Below are 19,790 nucleotides of genomic sequence, written 5' to 3'. Positions count from 1 at the left end.
GACGTGATCGTTGGTTTTCCTAATTCGTTATTTTTGTTAGGATGGACGGATACACAATAATTATTTTGGTTTTCCTGGTATTGCTGGCAGGCTTCTTTTCAGGTATCGAAGCTGCCTTTGCCAATGTTAACAAACTTAGCATTGAGCTCAAAAAAAAGCAAGGCAGGGCTACTGGCAAAATATTAGCCAGTCTGAATGAAAACCCCAGTCGCTTCCTGGCCACCAGCCTGGTAGGATTCACGATCACCATAGTTGTTTATGGGATCCTTGTGGCAGGCGTATTTCAGCCGGCCCTGGACACTATTATGCGGACGCCTGATTCCGCCAGCATTCAACCCTTTATTATTTTCGTTGAAATAATACTGGCCACCCTGCTGGTATTATTCCTTGGCTTTTTTATTCCACGGGCAATTTTCAGGTCAAGACCGGAAGCACTGCTCAGTTTCTTTGCACTGCCCGTTTCCTTAGTGGCCAAGCCATTGTATGTGATCGGTAATGTACTCGCTTCAATCTCCGAATGGATGCTGAAATATTTGTTCAACGTCCGTATCGTGGAAAATGGCGAATCCTTCACCCGCGTGGATGTAGAACATTTTATCCGGCAGTCGCAACAGCACTTCGGGGAAAATAACCAGGAGCTGAATACAGAGCTGTTTGAAAATGCCTTGTCACTCGCACACGTAAAAATCCGTGGCTGCCTTATTCCCCGCAAGGAAATAGAAGCGCTCGAAATACACCGGCCACTCAGTGATGCCCGGAGTAAATTTATGGACACCAAACTATCTAAAATCATTATTTACGAAGGTTCCATCGATAATATCCTGGGCTATATCCACCAGTTGGATATGTTTAAGAGCCCGCCTGATATTAAAAGCATCATTCATCCCATATTGGCGGTGCCGGAAACAATGAGCGCTATTGACCTGCTCAGTAAGTTCAACAAAGAACGTAAGAGCATTGCCTGGGTAGTAGATGAGTTCGGAGGAACAGCAGGTATCGTAACTATTGAAGATGTACTGGAAGAAATTTTCGGAGAAATCAAGGATGAACACGATGAAGAAGAATTTGTAGAAAAGCAGATCGCCGAAAAAGAATATATTTTTTCAGGAAGATTAGAACTCGATTACTTGAATGAGCGATATGGACTGGACTTTCCGGAAGATGAAAGTGAAACATTGTCGGGATACATTATCAACCATCACGAAACCATTCCAAAGATCAAGGAACGCATTATAATCGATGATTATGAGTTTGATATTCTGAATGTTACGGATACCAGGATCGAAATGGTGAAGATGAAGATGTTAGTATAAGGGTTACCGTTAAATCGGTTGACTTATCTGATATTAATATGATATAATTATTTCCGTAATGTAACGATTAACGATACAATAACAATTTTGCTAAAACGTTTTTAAAAAAAGTAGTAGGAATTTAACACGGATTGTATACATTTGCTCCAGATGATGTAACACAATGATTTGATTTTTGTTAAAAGGTTGTAAAAAAAGTGTTCCAACATTGATAATAAAATAATTCTTGTTATTTTTGTATTACAATATAAAACGCAACCAGGGATTCTTACTTATTCTGAACGCTTGCCATCAATTAGGTAAGTAGCATAACTGGAAGCTAAAGACATTCTCGAATTCAACTTTTTTGGGGTTAACAAACAATGGATGAAAGGCCGGCTCTTGATTCTTCTCGGGCTGGCTCTTTTTTTTCTCCCAACTGCTCCCACGCTTTTCTTCTTTTTCTTCTTCCTGATTTTTTCTTTTTACGTACATGCCATTGGCATAGTCACCACCTTCGATTAAAGCAATATTAAAATAGGGTACTTTATGGCTGCACACTGTAATTTGTAGTATGCAACCGCTATATTTGTGATCCTTAATAAGAAACTGTATTCAACATCGTTCGACCGTATAAAGTATGTTAAAGAAATTATTCGCAAGCAATGAGGATAAGGCAGAGATGTCTTTTTTCGACCACCTCGAGGATCTCCGGTGGCACCTTGTCAGATCGGCCCTGGCACTTGTTGCATTCAGCGTATTCGGCTTTTTATATACAGAGGAAATTCTGGACAACGTAATTTTTGGACCTACCAACGCCGACTTCCCTTCTTATGTGATACTATGTAAAATCAGCCATTGGATAGGCATGGGCGACCGGCTCTGTATTACGCCTGTAAAGGTCCAGTTTTTGAATTATAAGATGGTGGGGCAGATTATGCTGCAATTTAAACTGGCGTTCATGATCGGCTTTATTTGCGCCTTTCCGTACATTTTCTGGGAGTTTTGGCGCTTCGTAAAACCAGCGCTGAAAGAAAGAGAACTGAAAGGAGCAAGAGGCGTGATCTTCTGGGTATCTTTTCAGTTTTTCCTCGGTATCGGATTCGCCTATTTCCTGATGGCGCCCTTCACTATCAACTTCCTCGCTTCCTATACTGTTACGGCAAAAGCTGTAAACCAGTTTTTTATAGATGATTACTTTGATCTGATGACACAGATCGTACTGGGTATGGGGATCCTGTTTGAATTGCCTATCCTCGTATTTTTCCTCACCAAACTGGGCATCCTCACACCGGATTTCCTTAAAGCTTACAGGCGCCATGCCATCGTGGTGATCCTGATCCTGGCTGCAGTAATTACGCCGCCGGATCTGATAGATCAGCTGATCGTATTTGTACCCTTATACTGTCTGTATGAAATCAGTATCTTTATATCGAAAAAGGCGCTGAAAGATCGTGAAGACAAGATGGCTAAAACAGATGTGGAAGAGTGGTCTTAATTATCTCTAACAGTTAATAAGATATTGAAAATGGAAAATATATTTAACCTGACATTGCCCGTGGCTATCGGTTCTGATCATGCAGGATATGAATATAAAGAAGAAGTAATTTCTTTCCTGGAGTCGAAAGGCTTGCAGGTAAAGGATTACGGCACCCACTCGAAAGATTCTGTGGATTATCCTGATTATGCGCACCCGGTGTCTACAGCAGTAGAAAGGGAACAAGCGGCCTTCGGCATCCTTATTTGCGGCAGCGCCAACGGGGTGGCCATTACTGCCAACAAGCACCAGGGGATCCGTGCTGCTATCTGCTGGGGAGAAGAACTGGCGCGGCTGGCACGTTCACACAACAACGCAAATGTGTTGTGTATCCCTGCCCGTTTTGTGGATATTCCTGCAGCCAATCAAATGGTGGAAGTGTTTATGGGTACGCCGTTTGAAGGTGGCCGCCACCAGGACCGCGTACGTAAAATGGTTTGCCTGTAACGGTTTAAAGCCATATATCATTTTTTACTGTAACGAATACACGAAATTGTAGTAATATTAAAGAGCCGGCTTCCAACCGGCTCTTTTTATTTAATATTCATGTGAATCTGACTATAAAAAAATACTCCATGAGAGTTCTGTTTGCTGTCGCCTTACTGTTGCTGATGAATATTGCGCAGGCACAAACCAATAACGGAGTGGCTGCTGAATATGGTGAAACCATTACCGCCGCCGGTCTTAGCCGGCAACTGCACATTATTGCAGGCCCGGAAATGGAAGGAAGGGAAACCGCTACAAGAGGACAGGAGCGGGCTGCAGCCTATATCATCAGCCAGTTCTCGGCCGCAGGACTTCAACCCGGCGCCCATGGGAAATGGGAACAATATTATCCCATCTATTCAGATAGTTTACTAAAAAGCACCATCACCGTAGGTAATAAAACATATTTATTTGCACAGGATTTTCTGGCGGATCTTCGCTCCGGCAACAAACAGGATCTCCGCGTATCCCGTGTATTTTATGCAGATGCAGGTGTGGTAACGGCAGATCACAATGATTATGAAAACATGGACGTAAAAGGCCAGGTAGTGATGATCAGGGATGATGTCAGGAAAGGATTGCAACGGGACCGCCGCAGCCTCGACGAGAGGATCAGCATCGCGAAAAATAAAGGTGTGGCTGCCTTACTGATCATCAGTCCCGCAGCCGGCAGATACCGCTCCCTGGAGCAGAAAAAACTCCATACCACCGGACTTTACTGGCAAAAAGATACCTCCTGGAATCCAAATATTTACTACATCACCCCCGCACTGGCCGCCGATATACTCCATACCGATAAAGGCGATAACCTCCTCGAAGAAATAAACAGGGGCTGGAAGCCATCGCCGGTTACGCAAATACCGGTTCATCTTGTTTTTGATAAAGCAGCTACCGTTTTACAACCTTCCAATGTACTGGCTTACCTGGAAGGCACCGATAAAAAAGAGGAAATTGTTTTTGTAACTGCCCACTATGATCATCTTGGTAAAAAAGACGACGAAATTTTTTATGGCGCAGACGACGACGGCTCAGGTACCAGCGCCGTGATAGAAATTGCCGCCGCTTTTGCACACGCCAAAAAAGCCGGCAACGGTCCGCGGAGAAGTATGGTATTCATGACTGTATCCGGCGAGGAAAAAGGATTGCTGGGCTCCCAGTATTATACCGAGCATCCCGTTTACCCGTTGACCAACACCGTAACCGATCTGAACATTGACATGATAGGACGCATTGATCCTGCACATGAAAAAGATACAAATTATGTGTATATAATCGGCGATAATAAACTCAGCTCTGAATTGCGGCCGGTTAATGAAAAAGCCAATGATACCTATACCCATCTTAAACTGGACTATAAATATAACGATCCCAACGATCCGGAAGGATTCTACTACCGCTCAGATCACTATATGTTTGCACAACATGGCATTCCCATCATTTTTTATTTTAATGGCACACATGCTGATTATCACGCCCCAACAGATACTGTGGAGAAGATCAGCTACGACCTGCTGGCAAAAAGGGCCCGCCTGGTTTTTTACACCGCCTGGGAAATTGCCAACCGCGAGCAGAAACTGGTGGTTGACCGGCACGAAAAATAAACCGATAAGCTCAAATCTTCCAAAAAATCCCCGATTCCGGTATTGATGTACCGGCTAAATCCTTTTTGTTTTTTTTAACAAATTTTTTTAAATTGTGTATAGAGTCTCTTTTTTAAAAAATGAACAGGTGAATCAAGTTACAAGTAGTTAAGGCGATTATTAACCATATAAACTTACAGTATGGAAACACCTGCCACCTTTCTGTTTTTATAAAATACTATCCCACAAGGCGAGCACCCTTGTGCCCTGATTGTTTACGACGGAAACACCTAGTTAATGCATTGAAGTATTTGTAGCTAATAATCCTGGTTGTTCAGAATGTTGAGAAACGGAAATGCTCATAGCGCGCAATGGTACACCCTGCCATAACACAGCACTCGTAGTGGAAACCTAAAACTGAGAATGCATGCCTGATTTTTATAACGCTTACTGGTGGCTCTTTTTGTTAAGAGGAACTTTCGCTCTCGTATTGGGAGTACTGGCCGTAGGTTGGCCTGGTGCTACTTTTACCACATTGATCGTTTTCTTAGGCGCATATCTTTTTATCGCCGGCCTTTTTGCTGTGGCAGGTGCAATAGCAGCCAGGAAAACGAACGAGAACTGGGGTATTTTCCTGCTTTCAGGCCTGCTGGGCGTTATATTAGGCATCCTCACTTTTTATAATCCTTTTGCTACTGGTGCTGCACTCATTTACCTGGTTGCTTTCTGGGCTGCGCTGGCAGGCCTGTTTGAGCTGATTATTGCCATCAGGTTGAGGAAAGTGATAACTGGTGAGGGCTGGTATATTGCAGGTGGTTTGCTGACCATTATCTTTGGGATTCTCCTCGTCGCAAACCCCGTGGCTGCCGCCGTTACACTTACCTGGATCTTTGGCATATACGCAATTTTCACAGGAATCATGCTCATTTTACTATCATTCAGACTGCGCAGCATTAAACGATAGCTATATAATTGAAGGATACAGTACCCTGATTTACTATTTTTTAAAGCACCCCATTTATGCAAGCTTATTCTTTAACTAAAACCGTTCTTTATGATTGTCACAACACCTGACTAGGGCGCCTGTTGCTGCCGTTTATCAGGGTGTTGATACCTCCCTTTTAAATTAGCGTGGCAGGTGCAGGCAGTATCCGCCGGAAGGAGACCCGCGGTACCCCAGATGCTATTTCTCCCGGCCCATTTACAGGCTGTTGTTCTAGCTAATTGTGAATACTTTAAAGTTAACCGTTATGTCATCCACCGAATTTAATAACTTATTACTCGGAAATGCCGATTTCCTGCGGCCATATGCTGTAACACTGACTAAAGACGCTGAATCCGCAAAAGATCTTTACCAGGAAACCTTATTCAGAGCACTGTCTAATCGTGATAAGTATCTCGCTGGCACTAACATCCGCGCCTGGCTATATACGATCATGAGAAATATCTTCATTAATAACTATCGTCGCGGTAACCGCCAATACCGGTTGCTGGATAATGCAGTAGGAGATTACCTGTTGAGCCACCAGCCTTCTGCCATCGGAAACTTCGCGGAATCAGACCTGCGGGTGAAAGACGTGCAGATGGCAGTGTATAATCTGCCGGTTATTTTTAAGCAACCATTCCTGTTGTATTTTGAAGGCTATAAGTATTATGAAATTGCAGCTATACTCAATGAACCATTGGGTACGGTAAAAAGCCGTATCCACTTTGCCCGGAAAATGCTGAAGACGCGTATCACAAGGCATTAGCCGCTCGTTAATCTAACAATAATATCATCAGACTTGGATAACAGAAGTCTGCAAACCCTCAGTGTGACCATTGAAGACGCTGCTAATACCCCGTAGCAGGTGTTGTTGTTTGTGTGTTTTATTGTCTGCCCCGGCAGATAACCGGTTATTGCTGTAGCCTGTTTGTGAACTTCTGTTATCCCCATTTTGCCTCCGATTGTCATCCCCCTGCTTCCAATCCCCTCTATAAGCACAAATCTTTGTTAAATAACCATTTATTATCGGGGGAAATATATAAAAACCGGTTTAAAAGCCGTTTATTAGCGTAGACTTTTCAATTTTTTTCCGGTTTCTCTACAACTAAACTGTACGCCCGGCAACAACAATGCTTATTTTTTTATGCCTAAAGTAACTTTCAACAACAAGAATGCCTTATTCTTTCCAGCACTCAAATCCGCTGTAGAGGACTATTTCAAATCAAACAACATTCAGAAAACAGGTAACTGGAAACTATATGTAAAAACCGCTGTCCTTATTCCGGTGGCAGTGGGGCTGTACCTTTCGGTATTATTTATATCAATGCCGGCCATGCTCTCGGTAACTTTATGCGCTTTGCTGGGGTTTGTACTGGCAAGTATCGGGTTTAATGTAATGCATGACGCATGCCATGGCAGTTATTCTACCAACAGCAAAGTAAACGACACGCTCGGTCTTACCCTTAACGCATTGGGCGGCAACGCTTTCATTTGGAAACAGAAACACAATATCATTCACCATACTTACACCAACGTTGACGGCCTGGATGACGATATCGCCAAAAGCCCGCTCATGAGACAGTGCAGCTCCCAGAAATGGGTGCCCATGCACCGGATCCAGCACATTTACGTAGTACTGGTATACGCTATATCTTCTTTCGCATGGGTATTTATCATGGATTTTGTGAAATACCTGAGCCGGAAAGTATATACTACCCCGCTGCAACCCATGAAATTAACCGATCACATGGTGTTCTGGGGAAGCAAGGTATTATACCTGGCGTTTTATATCGCATTACCCATCGCATTGGTAGGCTGGCAGGCCTGGGCCATCGGCTTCGCAGTAATGCACGTGGTAATGGGTTTCACCCTCGCCATCGTATTCCAGCTGGCTCACGTGGTGGAAGAAACCGAATTTGAAGCAGTAGGCGAAGATGCCAAACTGATCGAAAACGAATGGGCTATTCACCAGATCAAAACCACCGCCAACTTCGCACCCGGACATAAAATCATTTCCTGGTTTGTAGGTGGCCTGAATTACCAGGTAGAACATCACCTGTTCCCAAGGATCAGCCATGTGCATTACCCGGCCCTCAGCAAAATTGTGGCCGCCAAATGCGCAGAACATAACCTTACTTACAATTCCATCCCTACCATGCAGGGAGCAGTAGTGTCGCACTTCCGCTTCATGAAAGCGCTCGGCGCGAAACCATAGCGGAGGTTGTCTTGGCTCAGGATTACGCTGATTTTACTGATTAGCTGGATTTTTACTTTTGGATTTTTTTTGATTTTTAGATTTAATAATAATTAATAATTAAGGGAGATAAGAGCGGATATCCGCTTCTATCTCCCTTAATCCTTTATAAATCCAAAAGTAAAAATCCAGCTAATCAGTAAAATCAACGTAATCCTGAGCCAAGACAAAATACGCATCGCCGGAGGCGATTCTATTCCCCGCCTTTTTCGTACTTTTACACCCTTCAGAAATACTATATCTTTTCTACATATAAAATATAAACAGCAGTCGTGATGAAGGCAAATTATTTAGACGAGCTTAACGAACAACAGCGGGAAGCAGTAATACATATCAACGGCCCTTTGATGATTGTAGCGGGCGCCGGTTCGGGAAAAACGAAGGTGCTCACCACCCGTATTGCACACCTGATGCGGAATGGCGTGGATGCGTTTAATATTTTATCCCTCACCTTTACCAATAAGGCTGCCCGGGAAATGAAGGAACGTGTGGAAAAGATCCTCGGCGGCAGCGAAGCCCGTAACCTTTACATCGGTACCTTCCACTCCGTATTTGCCCGCCTCCTGCGTGCAGAAGCACACCGGCTTGGCTATCCCAACGACTTTACCATCTACGATACCGATGACGCCAAAAGCGTTATCAAAACCATTATCAACGAGCTGAATCTCGATGATAAACACTATAAACCCAACTTCGTTTATAACCGCATCTCAGCTGCCAAAAACAGCCTCATGGGACCGGACGAATACCAGTTGGATAACCTGGTGCAACAGGAAGATATGCGCGCCAACAGGCCGCTGATCGGCAAAATTTACGACATGTACGCCAAACGCACCTTTAAAAACGGCGCAATGGACTTCGATGACCTGTTGTTTAAAATGTATATCCTCCTCAAAACATTCCCGGAAGTACTGCATAAATACCAGCACAAGTTCAAATACATCATGATCGATGAGTACCAGGATACCAACCCCGCCCAGTACGAAATCATCAAATTACTCGGCGCTGTTAATGAAAATATTTGCGTAGTGGGAGATGATGCCCAGAGTATCTACTCCTTCCGAGGCGCCACTATCGAAAATATCCTCCAGTTTGAAAAGGATTATGATGATGTGAAAGTGGTAAAACTGGAACAAAACTACCGCAGCACCAAGTCTATCCTCAATGTAGCCAATGAAGTAATTGCACATAACAAAGGACAGATAGAAAAAAATCTCTGGACAGATAACACCGAAGGCGATACCATCAAACTGGTACGCACCATGACCGACAACGAAGAAGGTAAATTTGTTGCGGATACTATTTCGGAACAGAAACTGCGGAATCATTATGATAACCGCGACTTCGTTATCCTGTACCGCACCAACGCCCAGAGCCGCTCCTTTGAAGAAAGCCTGCGCCGTAAAGCCATTCCATACCGCATCTTCGGAGGCCTGTCTTTCTACCAGCGTAAGGAAATCAAAGACTACGTGGCTTACCTGCGCATTACCATGAATACCCGCGATGAGGAAAGCCTGAAAAGGATCATCAACTACCCCGTTCGCGGTATTGGTAAAACCACCATCGAAAAAACCATTGTGCTCAGCAATGAACACAATATCACCATGTGGGAAGTGCTGGAAAGGGCCAGGGAGTTCGGCTTTAAAGGTGGTACCGTAGAAGCCATAGAAGCATTCGTGATCATGATCAAAAGCTTCCAGGCAATGCTCACCTCGCACAACGCCTATGATGTGGCCGTGGCAGTGGGTAAATCTACCAACATTGTAAAAGAACTGTTTAACGATAAAACTACGGAGGGGCTTGCCCGTTATGAAAACGTGCAGGAGCTCTTAAACTCCATCAAAGAGTTTACAGAAACCCCCGATGAAGAAGGAGAACTGCTTGATAAAAGCATGGGCTCCTATCTTCAGCAAATCACCCTCCTCACAGATGCCGACCAGGGCAGCGATGAAAACAGCGATGTGGTGAAACTGATGACCATCCACGCCGCAAAAGGACTGGAATTCCCGGTGGTATTCACTGTAGGACTGGAAGAAACATTGTTCCCCAGTGGTATGTCTATCAACACCCGGGAAGAACTGGAAGAGGAAAGAAGACTGTTTTATGTAGCCATTACCCGCGCAAAGGCGCGTTTATGGCTTACATACGCCAATAGCCGTTACCGCTTTGGTAACCTGGTGCAGAATGAACCGAGCCGTTTCCTGGAAGAAATGCCGGAGAAATTCATTGACCGCAGTTATGCCGGCGGAGGCAGCGTACGCAACGCTTTCGGCGGTGGCAGCACCTCCGGATGGAGCAACAGCAACAATATGTTCGACCGGAAAAAGGCGCCGTCACAACCGTCGCAGCCGGTAGCACAGAAGCCCGCTGCCAAACCCACCTTTTCTCCTGCCACTACCCACGTACCCTCCGCTGATTTTGCCCCGGATGATCCGGCTGGCATGGAGCCAGGTATGCAGGTAGAGCACCAGAAATTTGGATTTGGTATCATCGCAGCATTGGAAGGAGCGCCTAACAACAGGATTGCTACCATCAACTTCCCTAAAGGCGGCGGTGAAAAGAAAATTATGCTGAACTACGCCAAGCTGAGAATAGTAAGATAACGGACATGAAAACCGCGATGTTAAAACTCAGGCAGTTTTGTGCCTACCAGGAACGGAGCCACCAGGAAACAAAATACAAATGCCTGGAGCTGGGCCTGAGAGGAGAGGAAGTAGACGAAGCCATTGCTGAGCTCATCGCTGAAAATTTCCTTAACGAGGAAAGATTTGCCAAAGCCTACGCCGGCGGCAAATTCCGGATCAAGCAATGGGGGCGCAAAAAAATTATGATGGAGCTGAAGCAGAAACAGGTATCTGCCTACTGCATCAAAAAAGGAATGGAGGAAATTGATGGAGATGATTATATCGCAGTACTCTACAAGCTGGCAGAGAAAAAATACCAGTCGCTTAAAGGCGAAACAGCCATGAAGCGGAAGTATAAGGCCATGCAATATCTCCTTCAAAGAGGTTTTGAACCGGACCTTATCAACGAAGCACTTGAACAAATCGCAAAGAATGAGGCTTAAGCGGGCAATAATTTGAAAAGTTTCTAACCCGTCAGGCCGTAATTTTGTGATCACAATAACCGATAATGTCAGATCTGATAGTAACACTCATACAAACCCAATTGCATTGGGAAGACAAGGAAGCCAACCTGCGTATGTTTGATGAGAAAATCAACAGCATAAAGGAGAGGACCGAAGTGGTATTTTTACCCGAAATGTTCAGCACCGGCTTCAGTATGCAGTCAGCGCTCCTGGCTGAAACAATGGATGGAACCGCGGTACAGTGGATGAAGAAGAAGGCGGCGGAGAAGAATATCATCATCACCGGCAGCCTGATTATTGAGGAAAACGGAGAATACCTGAACCGCCTGATCTGGATGCTGCCCAACGGCACTTACGGTACCTATGATAAGCGCCACCTGTTTGGTTATGCAGGCGAGCACGAACACTACACGCCCGGAGATAAGCGCCTTATTGCGCAGGTGAAGGGCTGGAAAATCAATCTGAACATCTGTTTTGATATGCGTTTTCCGGTATGGTCGCGCAATACCATCCAGCCGGATACTAACGAACCAGCTTACGATCTGCTGGTGTATGTAGCCAACTGGCCGGAAAGGCGTAAAACTGCCTGGACTACCCTGTTGCAGGCCCGCGCTATTGAAAACCAGGCTTTTGCCATCGGTGTAAACCGGGTAGGCAATGACGGCCACAATATTTATCACAGCGGGGAAACCAGTTTGATTGATCCGATGGGAGAAATCATTTACCGCAAATCGCACGATGAAGACATATTTACGTATACCCTTCAACGTGAGCGGCTGGAAGAAGTGAGAAAGAATATTCCTTTCCTGAAAGATGCCGATGCATTTACTATTCTTCCAAAGGGATAATAGCAACGTTCTAACTAAAGATATTTTTATATGTTGTTACAGGCAGTCCATCACATCGCGGTTATTTGTGCAGATTACTCCCGGAGTAAAACATTTTATACCGATGTGCTGGGCTTGCAGGTAATACGCGAAGTATACCGGGAAGAACGGGATTCCTGGAAGCTGGACCTGGCACTGGGCAACCAGTATATTATTGAGCTGTTTTCTTTCCCGGACCCGCCGCCACGGCCAAGCCACCCGGAGGCATGCGGGCTTCGCCACCTCGCTTTCGCAGTGGCCGATATTGAAGCCGCCGTTGCACAACTGCAGCAGAAAGGCGTGACTACCGAACCACTACGCATTGATCCCCATACCCAACAACGATTCACCTTTTTTGCAGACCCCGACGGTTTGCCTTTAGAGTTATACGAAGTCATTTAACACCCGTAAAATTTTATTGCTATGTCTGTTGCCTACATCAATGCCCGGATCTTTACCGGGGAAGAGATATTGGATGATCATGCAGTGATTACACAAGGAGGGAAAATTACCAGTATTGTTCCCACTTCAGAATGGAAAACAACCGGCAGTGAAACAGACCTGAAAGGAGGCCTGCTGGCCCCTGCTTTTATAGACCTGCAGATCTATGGAGGCAACAGCCACGTATTTTCCATGTATCCTTCGGTTACCTCCCTGGCGGCCACTGTGGCTTACAGCAAAGGTGGCGGCGCCGCCTGGATCATGCCCACCGTGGCAACCATCAGCCCCGAAATTATGCTGGAGGCCATGAATGCAGTAAAAGCGTATTGGGAACAGGGCGGGCAAGGCGTGCTGGGACTGCACCTGGAAGGACCTTTTATCAACCCTAAGAAAAAAGGCGCACATCTCGAACAATACATTCATTCCCCTACCCAGGAAGATATTAACTGGATCCTGGAAAACGGCCGTGATGTGGTGAAGATCATGACCCTGGCGCCGGAATGCTGTGATCCCGAACTGGTAAGGCAGCTGGAGGCAGCCGGTATCGTGATATTTGCCGGCCATAGCAACGCTACTTACGCGCAGGCCTATACGTCGTTTGACAGTGGTATTCATCATGCTACGCATCTTTTTAATGCCATGTCGCCGCTGGAAAGCCGCGCTCCCGGCCTGGTGGGCGCTATTTATGATCACCCGCGGGTATCCGCCAGCATCGTAGCAGATGGTGTGCATGTGGACTTTGCCTCCGTCCGGATCAGCAAAAAGATCATGAAAGAACGCCTGTTCCTGATTACAGATGCAGTGGAGGAGAATAAAGAAGGCGGGTATGTGTATATTAAGGAGACGGACCGCTATGTAAGTGCCTCGGGTGTTTTGTCCGGCTCACGGCTCACCATGACCAAAGCTGTCCGCAATTGTGTGGAACAGGTGGGCATTCCGCTGGAGGAAGCCTTACGCATGGCGTCACTGTATCCGGCCCGTGCAATTGGCCGTGAACAGGCATTGGGCCGTATTGCGGTAGGCTATGACGCGGCATTGGTAGCCATCGACTCTAACTGGGAAACTACAGTATACTGTTAATAGCCCTATCTTCGCAGGATTAATAATACTGTATATCCGCATGAGCGCACTAACTCGCTTTCTGAAAAAAGACCGGTATAAAAATTTGTTCCTGCTCTCCTGGCTGGTACTGGGCCTGTTACAGGCCTGCTTTTCTGAGCTATGGGATGATGAAGCCTATTACTGGGTGTATTCACGCCACATGGACTGGGGCTACTTTGATCATCCGCCTATGATTGCGCTGCTGATCAAAATCGGGTACGGGATCTTTCATAATGAACTGGGAGTGAGGCTGCTCATTGTTGTGGTAAACACACTCACCCTGTGGATTACCGCTAAACTGATTGCTTCAAAAGACAATAAACTCTTTTACCTGCTCATCGGATCTATGGGCGCCATGCAGATCGGCGGCATACTGGCAGTGCCGGATGTTCCCCTGATCTTTTTTGCCGCCGTATTTTTCTGGGTCTACCGCAATTTTGTAAATGAGCAAACCTGGAGAAACACCCTGCTGCTGGGCATTTCCATGGCACTGATGTTTTACAGTAAATACCACGGCATTCTGCTGGTGTTCTTCACTGTTTTATCCAACGTAAACCTGTTAAAAGTATTCAAGTTTTATGTAGCCTGCGTGCTCACCACGGTGTTGTTCCTGCCGCATATTTTCTGGCAATATACCCACGGTTTCCCTTCGCTGCAATATCACCTGGTAGACAGGAACGCATCTTCCTATGATATCAGTTACTCGCTCGATTATCTCGGCGGGCAACTCTTATTATTCGGTCCTTTACTGGGCTGGCTCATACTGTATTATGCTTTCCGCAGCCCCATCACCAACTCCTTCGAACGCGCCCTGAAATTTTGCGTGATCGGCGTGCTCTCCTTTTTCCTGCTCAGCACCTTCAAAGGCAGGGTGGAAGCCAACTGGACGGTGATGCTCTTTACCCCGGTAGTCATACTGGCGCATCAGGCCATTGTACGGAAAGGCTGGTCGCAGAAATGGTTGCTGTATACCTTGCCGGTTACGTTGCTGCTGGTACTCGTGGTACGGGTATACATGGTCTGGGATTTTATGCCGGGAGTGGAGATAAGACCTGAAATCCATCATAACAAGGAATGGACGGCACAGGTAGCCGCCCGCGCCCAGGGTAGACCAGTGGTTTTTGTGAACAGCTACCAGCGCCCGTCGAAGTATATGTTTTACACCGGGCAGCTTTCCTACAGCCTTAACAGCCGCTATGCCCGCAGGAGCCAGTATAATTTCTGGGACACCGAAACACAGTTATGGGGTAAGCCCGTAATGGTGGTATCTGATCCTGGCACAGGAATCCCTATCACAGATAGCCTGAAAACTATTCATGGCACCTGGGACTACTACATTCAATCTGATTATTATTCTTACTCACTGATACAGTTGAAGCCCGCACTGAAAAGTATCCGGGCAAAACGTGGTGAACATGTAAATGTGATCCTGCAACCTACCAATGGCTACCACCAGCCCATCCGGCTCGACAGGACCAACGAACCGGTACTGGGTTACGGATTCATGGCCAAAGATGAATCCCTGCCACCAGTGAAATCCTCCATGACCCTGGAACGAGCCGTGCTGCGCCGCCTCATCAACCTGGAAGTGGTGATGCCCGACAAACCGGGCAAATACCAGCTGAAATTCTCCGTGTTTGCCGGCGACATGCCGCCCACGCACAACAGCCCGGTGATACCCGTGATCGTGGAGAAGTAATGCAGCGGAGGGACCGCCTTCGGCGGTTGTAAATTGTCTTGGAGCAGGATTACGCTGATTTTACTGATTAACTTGATTTGATCACTTTTGATTTTAATAGATTAAGGGAGATATAAGCGGATATATTCGCTCGTATCTCCCTTAATTATTTCTAAAATCTAATAAAATCCAAAGAATAAAAATCAAGCTAATCAGTAAAATCAGCGTAATCCTGCTCCAAGACAATTTACAACCGCCGAAGGCGGTCCCCCGCTTACTGCTGGAACGCGTTCCAGCCCTGTGCCACCAGTTTGTATTTGTTGCCTCCCTTAGTGAGGATGTGTGCTCCTTCGGTGATATCGGTCATGTAGCCGATCACGCTGATCTGCTCATTGAGTACAATTTTGTCGTAGTCTGCTTGCTTCATGGTAAAGAGCAGTTCGTAATCTTCGCCACCGCTTAGCGCGCAGGCGGTGGGGTCCAGGCCAAATTTCATGGCTATTTCCTTGCTTTCCTGGGCAATAGGAATTTTTTCTTCATATACAATAACGCCCAGGTTACTCTGTTTGGCGATATGCAGTATTTCAGAGCTGAGACCATCGCTTACATCCATCATGGAAGAAGGCTTAATGTCTTCCTGCTGCAGGAATTCGATAATATCCTTACGGGCTTCCGGCTTCAGCTGGCGGCCAATGATGTAGGTCTGGTCTTCCAGGTCGGGTTTTACTTCCGGGCTTTCCAGGTAGATCTTCTTCTCTCTTTCCAGGAGTGTAAGACCGAGGTAGGCTGCGCCGAGGTCGCCGGTAACGCAGAGCAGGTCGCCCTTTTCTGCGGTCGACCGTTTTACGAACTGGTCGGGGGTTACTTCGCCGATGGCGGTAACGCTGATAATAAAACCTTTTTGTGAGTTGCTGGTATCGCCGCCAACCAGGTCTACGCCGTATTTCTCGCAGGCAGCATATACGCCTTCGTAGAATTCATTGAGCGCTTCCAGGGAGAAACGGTTGGAGAAAGCAATGCTCACCGTGATCTGCGTAGGCGTGGCGTTCATCGCGTAGATGTCCGACAGGTTTACCACTACCGATTTATATCCCAGATGTTTCAGTGGCGTATACATCAGGTCGAAGTGAATGCCTTCCACCAGCATATCGGTGCTGATTACCGTTTGTTTGCCGAAGTGATCAATCACGGCGGCATCATCGCCCACACCTAATACGGTGCTGGCGTTTTGTATTTCTATGTTCCTGGTGAGATATTCGATCAATCCGAATTCTCCCAGGTCCTGTATTTCAGTTCTTTCCTGTTCCATCTTCCCAATACTTATTTACCGTTAACAAGATCTTGTAATGCGCTATGGATATGACCGTTGGTGGCCAGTATTTCTTTCTGATAGGGGGAGTAACGGTTGCCTGAAAAGTCTGTTACCTTTCCACCCGCTTCTTCTACAATGAGATAGCCGGCGGCAGAATCCCATGCCTGGAGATGGTGTTCATAAAATCCATCAAAGCGGCCGCAGGCCACCCAGCAGAGATCTATGGCTGCAGACCCCAGCCTGCGAACAGGAATGCCCTCCTTAATAACGCGCTGAAGTACCTGTAAGGGATTGTTGGCACTATCCTGCCATTGATAGGCAAAACCTGTTACCAGGCAGGAGGTTGACACATCGCCTTTGGTAGAAACCTGGATCGGTTTACCATTCAGCGTAGCTCCCTGCCCTTTTTCTGCCAGGAAAAACTCGTTCATAAAAGGGTTGTATACCGCTCCCAGTATCATTTCTCCGTCTTTTTCCACGCCTATGGATACACAACAAATGGGAATACCATTGGCGTAGTTAACGGTACCATCGATGGGGTCAATGATCCATTTCACGGAAGAATCCGTCTTCATCTCGCCCACTTCCTCACTCAGGATAAAATGATCTGGATAAGTTTCCCTGATAATATTGATAATAGCGGTTTCCGACTTTTTATCCACTTCCGTTACCAGGTCGTTAACTGTACTTTTACTGCTCACCTCGAAAGGACCGTTGAAATATTGTTGCAGTATTTTTCCGCTGGCTTCAGTAGCTTTGAGTAAAGTTGTTTTTAACATGCCGCAAAGGTAATTACGAATTACGAATTATGAATTGCGAATTATAACCTACATGTTTTGGATATTTTATATGTATAGATGACTTAATGATACTACATAATCTGTAATTCCGAATTATCAGTCAACTTATATTCAATATTCCACTTATTTTTGTAGTTCAATTAAAGAGAGGGAAAGTTAATGGCCATCATAGGTAATCTTATTTCCAGGTCACTACGCATCAGGAAGAAGTTCACATTTAAATTAGGAACACCGCGCCAATACCAGCTGCAGGTGCTGCATCGTTTGCTGGAAAAGGCCAAGGATACAGAATTTGGCCGCCACTACCAATTTCAGGAAGTATTGGATAGCGCTAATTTTATTAGTCATTACCGCGATAAAGTCCCCGTGCATAACTACACTAAAATGCATGCGGAGTGGTGGTACCGCTGCCTGGAAGGGGAAGCAAACGTGAGCTGGCCTGAGAAGATCAAATACTTTGCGCTGAGTTCAGGTACTTCGGAATCTGCGAGCAAACATATACCTGTTACCAAAGCCATGTTGAGAACGGTGAAGAAAGTGGGGGTGAAGCAGTTGTATTCCATGGCCAACTTTAACATCCCGCCACGCTCTTTTGAAAAAGGCATCCTGATGCTGGGCGGCACTACCTCATTGTATGAGAAAGGCGATTATTATGAAGGTGATATGAGCGGCATTCAGGCCAAAAATATCCCGAAATGGTTCCGCCGTTTCTATAAGCCGGGAGGCAAAATATCCCGCAAACCCAACTGGGAGCAGCGTATCAAGTTAATTGTGCGCAAAGCGAAGGAGTGGGATGTAGGTACTGTTTGCGGCGTACCTGCCTGGGTACAGATCGTACTGGAAGAAATCATCAAATATCACGGCGTTAAGAATATTCATGAAATATGGCCCAACCTGGCGGTATATATTCATGGCGGGGTATCTTTTGAGCCTTACCGCGATAGCTTCCAGAAGCTGCTCGGAAAGCCCATAGCGTTCATTGAAACCTATATGGCTTCTGAAGGTTCTTTTGGCTTCCAGGCCCGTCCGGGTACAAAAGGCATTAAGCTGGTGCTGAATGCGGGGATCTTCTACGAATTTATTCCTTTTAATGAAGAGAACTTTGATGCAGAAGGAGAAGTAAAACCCAACCCTAAATCTTACATGATCCACGAGGTAGTGGAAGATGTGGAGTATGCGGTGATGCTGTCGACCTGTGCAGGAGCCTGGCGTTACCTGATTGGCGATGTAGTGAAATTTACTTCCGTAAAAGAACATGAAATAGTGATTGTTGGCCGTACCAAACAGTTCCTCAGCCTCTGCGGGGAGCACATGAGTATCGACAACATGAACAAGGCGATAGATAATGTGCAGAAGAAACTGGGTATTAACGTCCGTGAGTTTACGGTAGCCGGGTTCCCTTATCAGAACCTGTTTGCACACCGCTGGTATGTAGGCACGGATACACCTGGTGTGGATGCGGAAAAAGTGCGTGAAATCATCGACCAAACCCTCGCAGAGGTAAATGATGATTATGCCGTGGAACGCTCTGCAGCACTGAAGGAAGTATTTGTAGAGATATTACCGAATGATGCGTTTATAGATTACCTCCGTTGCAAAGGCAAGGAAGGCGCCATGAATAAATTTCCCCGTGTAATGAAAGGAGAGAAACTGAAAGACTGGGAGAAATTTCTTGCGGGAAAAACCGTTAAGAGTTAAGTTGCACCTGTGACACGGAAATTATACGCATGATAGCATCAATTGTAGCGGGACTGGGACTGGGATTATTTCTTTCTTTATCAGTAGGCCCGGTAATATTCGCAATTATAAAATACAGTATCAATAACGGCTTTAAGGCAGGGATCAGTTTCGCACTGGGCGTGTCTTTCAGCGATATTATTTTTGTGTTGACAGGTAACCTGACCACCTCTTTTATCAGTGGCCTCGAAGAATATAAAAGGTCAATAGGTGTTGTAGGAGGGGCGTTACTGATATGCATGGGGGTATACGGACTGTTGTTTAAAAAAGTAAAGATCAGTACGGGAGAAGAAAAGCCGGAAATGTTCCGCACCCATGATTATCTTAAAATATGGCTTGCGGGTTTTTTGATGAATACCCTCAATCCCGGTGTTATTATCTTCTGGTTAGGGGTTTGTGTAGCGAACAGTGCCACCACGGCCGGTCACCGGATTATTATGTATACGGTTTGCCTAAGCCTGGTGTTATCGGCCGATATCCTGAAGGTATTTGTATCTGATAAGATCCGCCACAAACTAACGCTTGCCAATGTAGAATGGCTGAACCGTATTGCCGGCGCCAGCATGATCATTTTTGGCGTGGTGTTGCTTTATAAAGTATTGTTCGACGTAGGCGCCATGGGACACTAAAAAT

The 19,790-nt window shown here is 46.0% G+C and carries 17 protein-coding genes; 15 read left to right on the top strand and 2 right to left on the bottom strand.

The window, feature by feature from the left end:
• Positions 1-41 precede the first annotated feature (41 nt).
• The 13 genes from AB6805_RS06440 to AB6805_RS06380 all read left to right on the top strand — a co-directional run bounded on the left by AB6805_RS06440 (position 42) and on the right by AB6805_RS06380 (position 15,329).
• On the top strand, positions 42-1,313 hold the full coding sequence (locus AB6805_RS06440) for a hemolysin family protein (RefSeq protein ID WP_370908622.1): 1,272 nt from the start codon (positions 42-44) through the stop codon (positions 1,311-1,313).
• A 619-nt stretch (positions 1,314-1,932) separates the two neighbouring features.
• Positions 1,933-2,790 carry a twin-arginine translocase subunit TatC gene (gene tatC / locus AB6805_RS06435; protein ID WP_370908621.1) on the top strand — a complete coding sequence of 286 codons (858 nt, stop codon included), beginning with the start codon at positions 1,933-1,935 and terminating at the stop codon, positions 2,788-2,790.
• 30 nt (positions 2,791-2,820) lie between these two features.
• The gene (gene rpiB / locus AB6805_RS06430) at positions 2,821-3,276 is read left to right on the top strand and encodes a ribose 5-phosphate isomerase B (protein WP_370908620.1); all 456 of its coding nucleotides are present in this window, start codon (positions 2,821-2,823) and stop codon (positions 3,274-3,276) included.
• Positions 3,277-3,404: 128 nt separating this feature from the next.
• A complete protein-coding gene (locus tag AB6805_RS06425; protein WP_370908619.1) occupies positions 3,405-4,916 on the top strand; it encodes a M28 family peptidase in 1,512 nt (503 codons plus the stop codon).
• A 406-nt stretch (positions 4,917-5,322) separates the two neighbouring features.
• The gene (locus AB6805_RS06420) at positions 5,323-5,859 is read left to right on the top strand and encodes an HdeD family acid-resistance protein (RefSeq protein WP_370908618.1); all 537 of its coding nucleotides are present in this window, start codon (positions 5,323-5,325) and stop codon (positions 5,857-5,859) included.
• Positions 5,860-6,145: 286 nt separating this feature from the next.
• Entirely contained in the window at positions 6,146-6,646 is a 501-nt protein-coding gene (locus AB6805_RS06415) for an RNA polymerase sigma factor (RefSeq protein ID WP_370908617.1), read from the top strand.
• 378 nt (positions 6,647-7,024) lie between these two features.
• Positions 7,025-8,095, top strand: coding sequence for a fatty acid desaturase (locus AB6805_RS06410; RefSeq protein WP_370908616.1), 1,071 nt, complete (start codon positions 7,025-7,027; stop codon positions 8,093-8,095).
• 314 nt (positions 8,096-8,409) lie between these two features.
• Positions 8,410-10,737, top strand: a complete 2,328-nt coding sequence (locus AB6805_RS06405; RefSeq protein ID WP_370908615.1) for an ATP-dependent helicase — start codon at positions 8,410-8,412, stop codon at positions 10,735-10,737.
• A 5-nt stretch (positions 10,738-10,742) separates the two neighbouring features.
• Entirely contained in the window at positions 10,743-11,201 is a 459-nt protein-coding gene (locus AB6805_RS06400) for a regulatory protein RecX (protein WP_370908614.1), read from the top strand.
• A 65-nt stretch (positions 11,202-11,266) separates the two neighbouring features.
• A complete protein-coding gene (locus tag AB6805_RS06395) occupies positions 11,267-12,070 on the top strand; it encodes an amidohydrolase (RefSeq protein ID WP_370908613.1) in 804 nt (267 codons plus the stop codon).
• Positions 12,071-12,100: 30 nt separating this feature from the next.
• Entirely contained in the window at positions 12,101-12,490 is a 390-nt protein-coding gene (locus AB6805_RS06390; protein ID WP_370908612.1) for a VOC family protein, read from the top strand.
• Positions 12,491-12,511: 21 nt separating this feature from the next.
• Positions 12,512-13,609 carry an N-acetylglucosamine-6-phosphate deacetylase gene (gene nagA, locus AB6805_RS06385; protein ID WP_370908611.1) on the top strand — a complete coding sequence of 366 codons (1,098 nt, stop codon included), beginning with the start codon at positions 12,512-12,514 and terminating at the stop codon, positions 13,607-13,609.
• 40 nt (positions 13,610-13,649) lie between these two features.
• Positions 13,650-15,329, top strand: coding sequence for an ArnT family glycosyltransferase (locus AB6805_RS06380; protein WP_370908610.1), 1,680 nt, complete (start codon positions 13,650-13,652; stop codon positions 15,327-15,329).
• A 253-nt stretch (positions 15,330-15,582) separates the two neighbouring features.
• Here AB6805_RS06380 and thiL read toward each other — a convergent pair whose 3' ends face one another.
• Positions 15,583-16,617 carry a thiamine-phosphate kinase gene (gene thiL, locus AB6805_RS06375; protein WP_370908609.1) on the bottom strand — a complete coding sequence of 345 codons (1,035 nt, stop codon included), beginning with the start codon at positions 16,615-16,617 and terminating at the stop codon, positions 15,583-15,585.
• An 11-nt stretch (positions 16,618-16,628) separates the two neighbouring features.
• On the bottom strand, positions 16,629-17,399 hold the full coding sequence (locus AB6805_RS06370; protein WP_370908608.1) for an inositol monophosphatase: 771 nt from the start codon (positions 17,397-17,399) through the stop codon (positions 16,629-16,631).
• A gap of 180 nt (positions 17,400-17,579) precedes the next feature.
• Between AB6805_RS06370 and AB6805_RS06365 the strand changes: the two genes are divergently transcribed.
• Both AB6805_RS06365 and AB6805_RS06360 read left to right on the top strand, forming a co-directional pair.
• Positions 17,580-19,118, top strand: a complete 1,539-nt coding sequence (locus tag AB6805_RS06365; protein WP_370908607.1) for a GH3 auxin-responsive promoter family protein — start codon at positions 17,580-17,582, stop codon at positions 19,116-19,118.
• Between the two features lie 29 nt (positions 19,119-19,147).
• Positions 19,148-19,786, top strand: coding sequence for a LysE family translocator (locus tag AB6805_RS06360; protein WP_370908606.1), 639 nt, complete (start codon positions 19,148-19,150; stop codon positions 19,784-19,786).
• Positions 19,787-19,790: the final 4 nt, after the last annotated feature.

Origin of the sequence: Chitinophaga sp. RCC_12 (assembly GCF_041360695.1) — a bacterium.
GTDB lineage: Bacteria > Bacteroidota > Bacteroidia > Chitinophagales > Chitinophagaceae > Chitinophaga.
The sequence above is the reverse complement of the archived record's forward strand: the minus strand, read 5'-3'. Positions and strand labels throughout refer to the sequence as shown.

Coding starts and splice junctions, on each gene's coding strand:
- AB6805_RS06410 (WP_370908616.1), top strand. CDS start 7,025: ATGCCTAAAGTAACTTTCAACAACAAGAATGCCTTATTCTTTCCAGCA.
- AB6805_RS06440 (WP_370908622.1), top strand. CDS start 42: ATGGACGGATACACAATAATTATTTTGGTTTTCCTGGTATTGCTGGCA.
- nagA (WP_370908611.1), top strand. CDS start 12,512: ATGTCTGTTGCCTACATCAATGCCCGGATCTTTACCGGGGAAGAGATA.
- AB6805_RS06370 (WP_370908608.1), bottom strand. CDS start 17,399: ATGTTAAAAACAACTTTACTCAAAGCTACTGAAGCCAGCGGAAAAATA.
- rpiB (WP_370908620.1), top strand. CDS start 2,821: ATGGAAAATATATTTAACCTGACATTGCCCGTGGCTATCGGTTCTGAT.
- AB6805_RS06390 (WP_370908612.1), top strand. CDS start 12,101: ATGTTGTTACAGGCAGTCCATCACATCGCGGTTATTTGTGCAGATTAC.
- thiL (WP_370908609.1), bottom strand. CDS start 16,617: ATGGAACAGGAAAGAACTGAAATACAGGACCTGGGAGAATTCGGATTG.
- AB6805_RS06365 (WP_370908607.1), top strand. CDS start 17,580: ATGGCCATCATAGGTAATCTTATTTCCAGGTCACTACGCATCAGGAAG.
- AB6805_RS06400 (WP_370908614.1), top strand. CDS start 10,743: ATGAAAACCGCGATGTTAAAACTCAGGCAGTTTTGTGCCTACCAGGAA.
- AB6805_RS06380 (WP_370908610.1), top strand. CDS start 13,650: ATGAGCGCACTAACTCGCTTTCTGAAAAAAGACCGGTATAAAAATTTG.
- tatC (WP_370908621.1), top strand. CDS start 1,933: ATGTTAAAGAAATTATTCGCAAGCAATGAGGATAAGGCAGAGATGTCT.
- AB6805_RS06405 (WP_370908615.1), top strand. CDS start 8,410: ATGAAGGCAAATTATTTAGACGAGCTTAACGAACAACAGCGGGAAGCA.
- AB6805_RS06425 (WP_370908619.1), top strand. CDS start 3,405: ATGAGAGTTCTGTTTGCTGTCGCCTTACTGTTGCTGATGAATATTGCG.
- AB6805_RS06420 (WP_370908618.1), top strand. CDS start 5,323: ATGCCTGATTTTTATAACGCTTACTGGTGGCTCTTTTTGTTAAGAGGA.
- AB6805_RS06360 (WP_370908606.1), top strand. CDS start 19,148: ATGATAGCATCAATTGTAGCGGGACTGGGACTGGGATTATTTCTTTCT.
- AB6805_RS06395 (WP_370908613.1), top strand. CDS start 11,267: ATGTCAGATCTGATAGTAACACTCATACAAACCCAATTGCATTGGGAA.
- AB6805_RS06415 (WP_370908617.1), top strand. CDS start 6,146: ATGTCATCCACCGAATTTAATAACTTATTACTCGGAAATGCCGATTTC.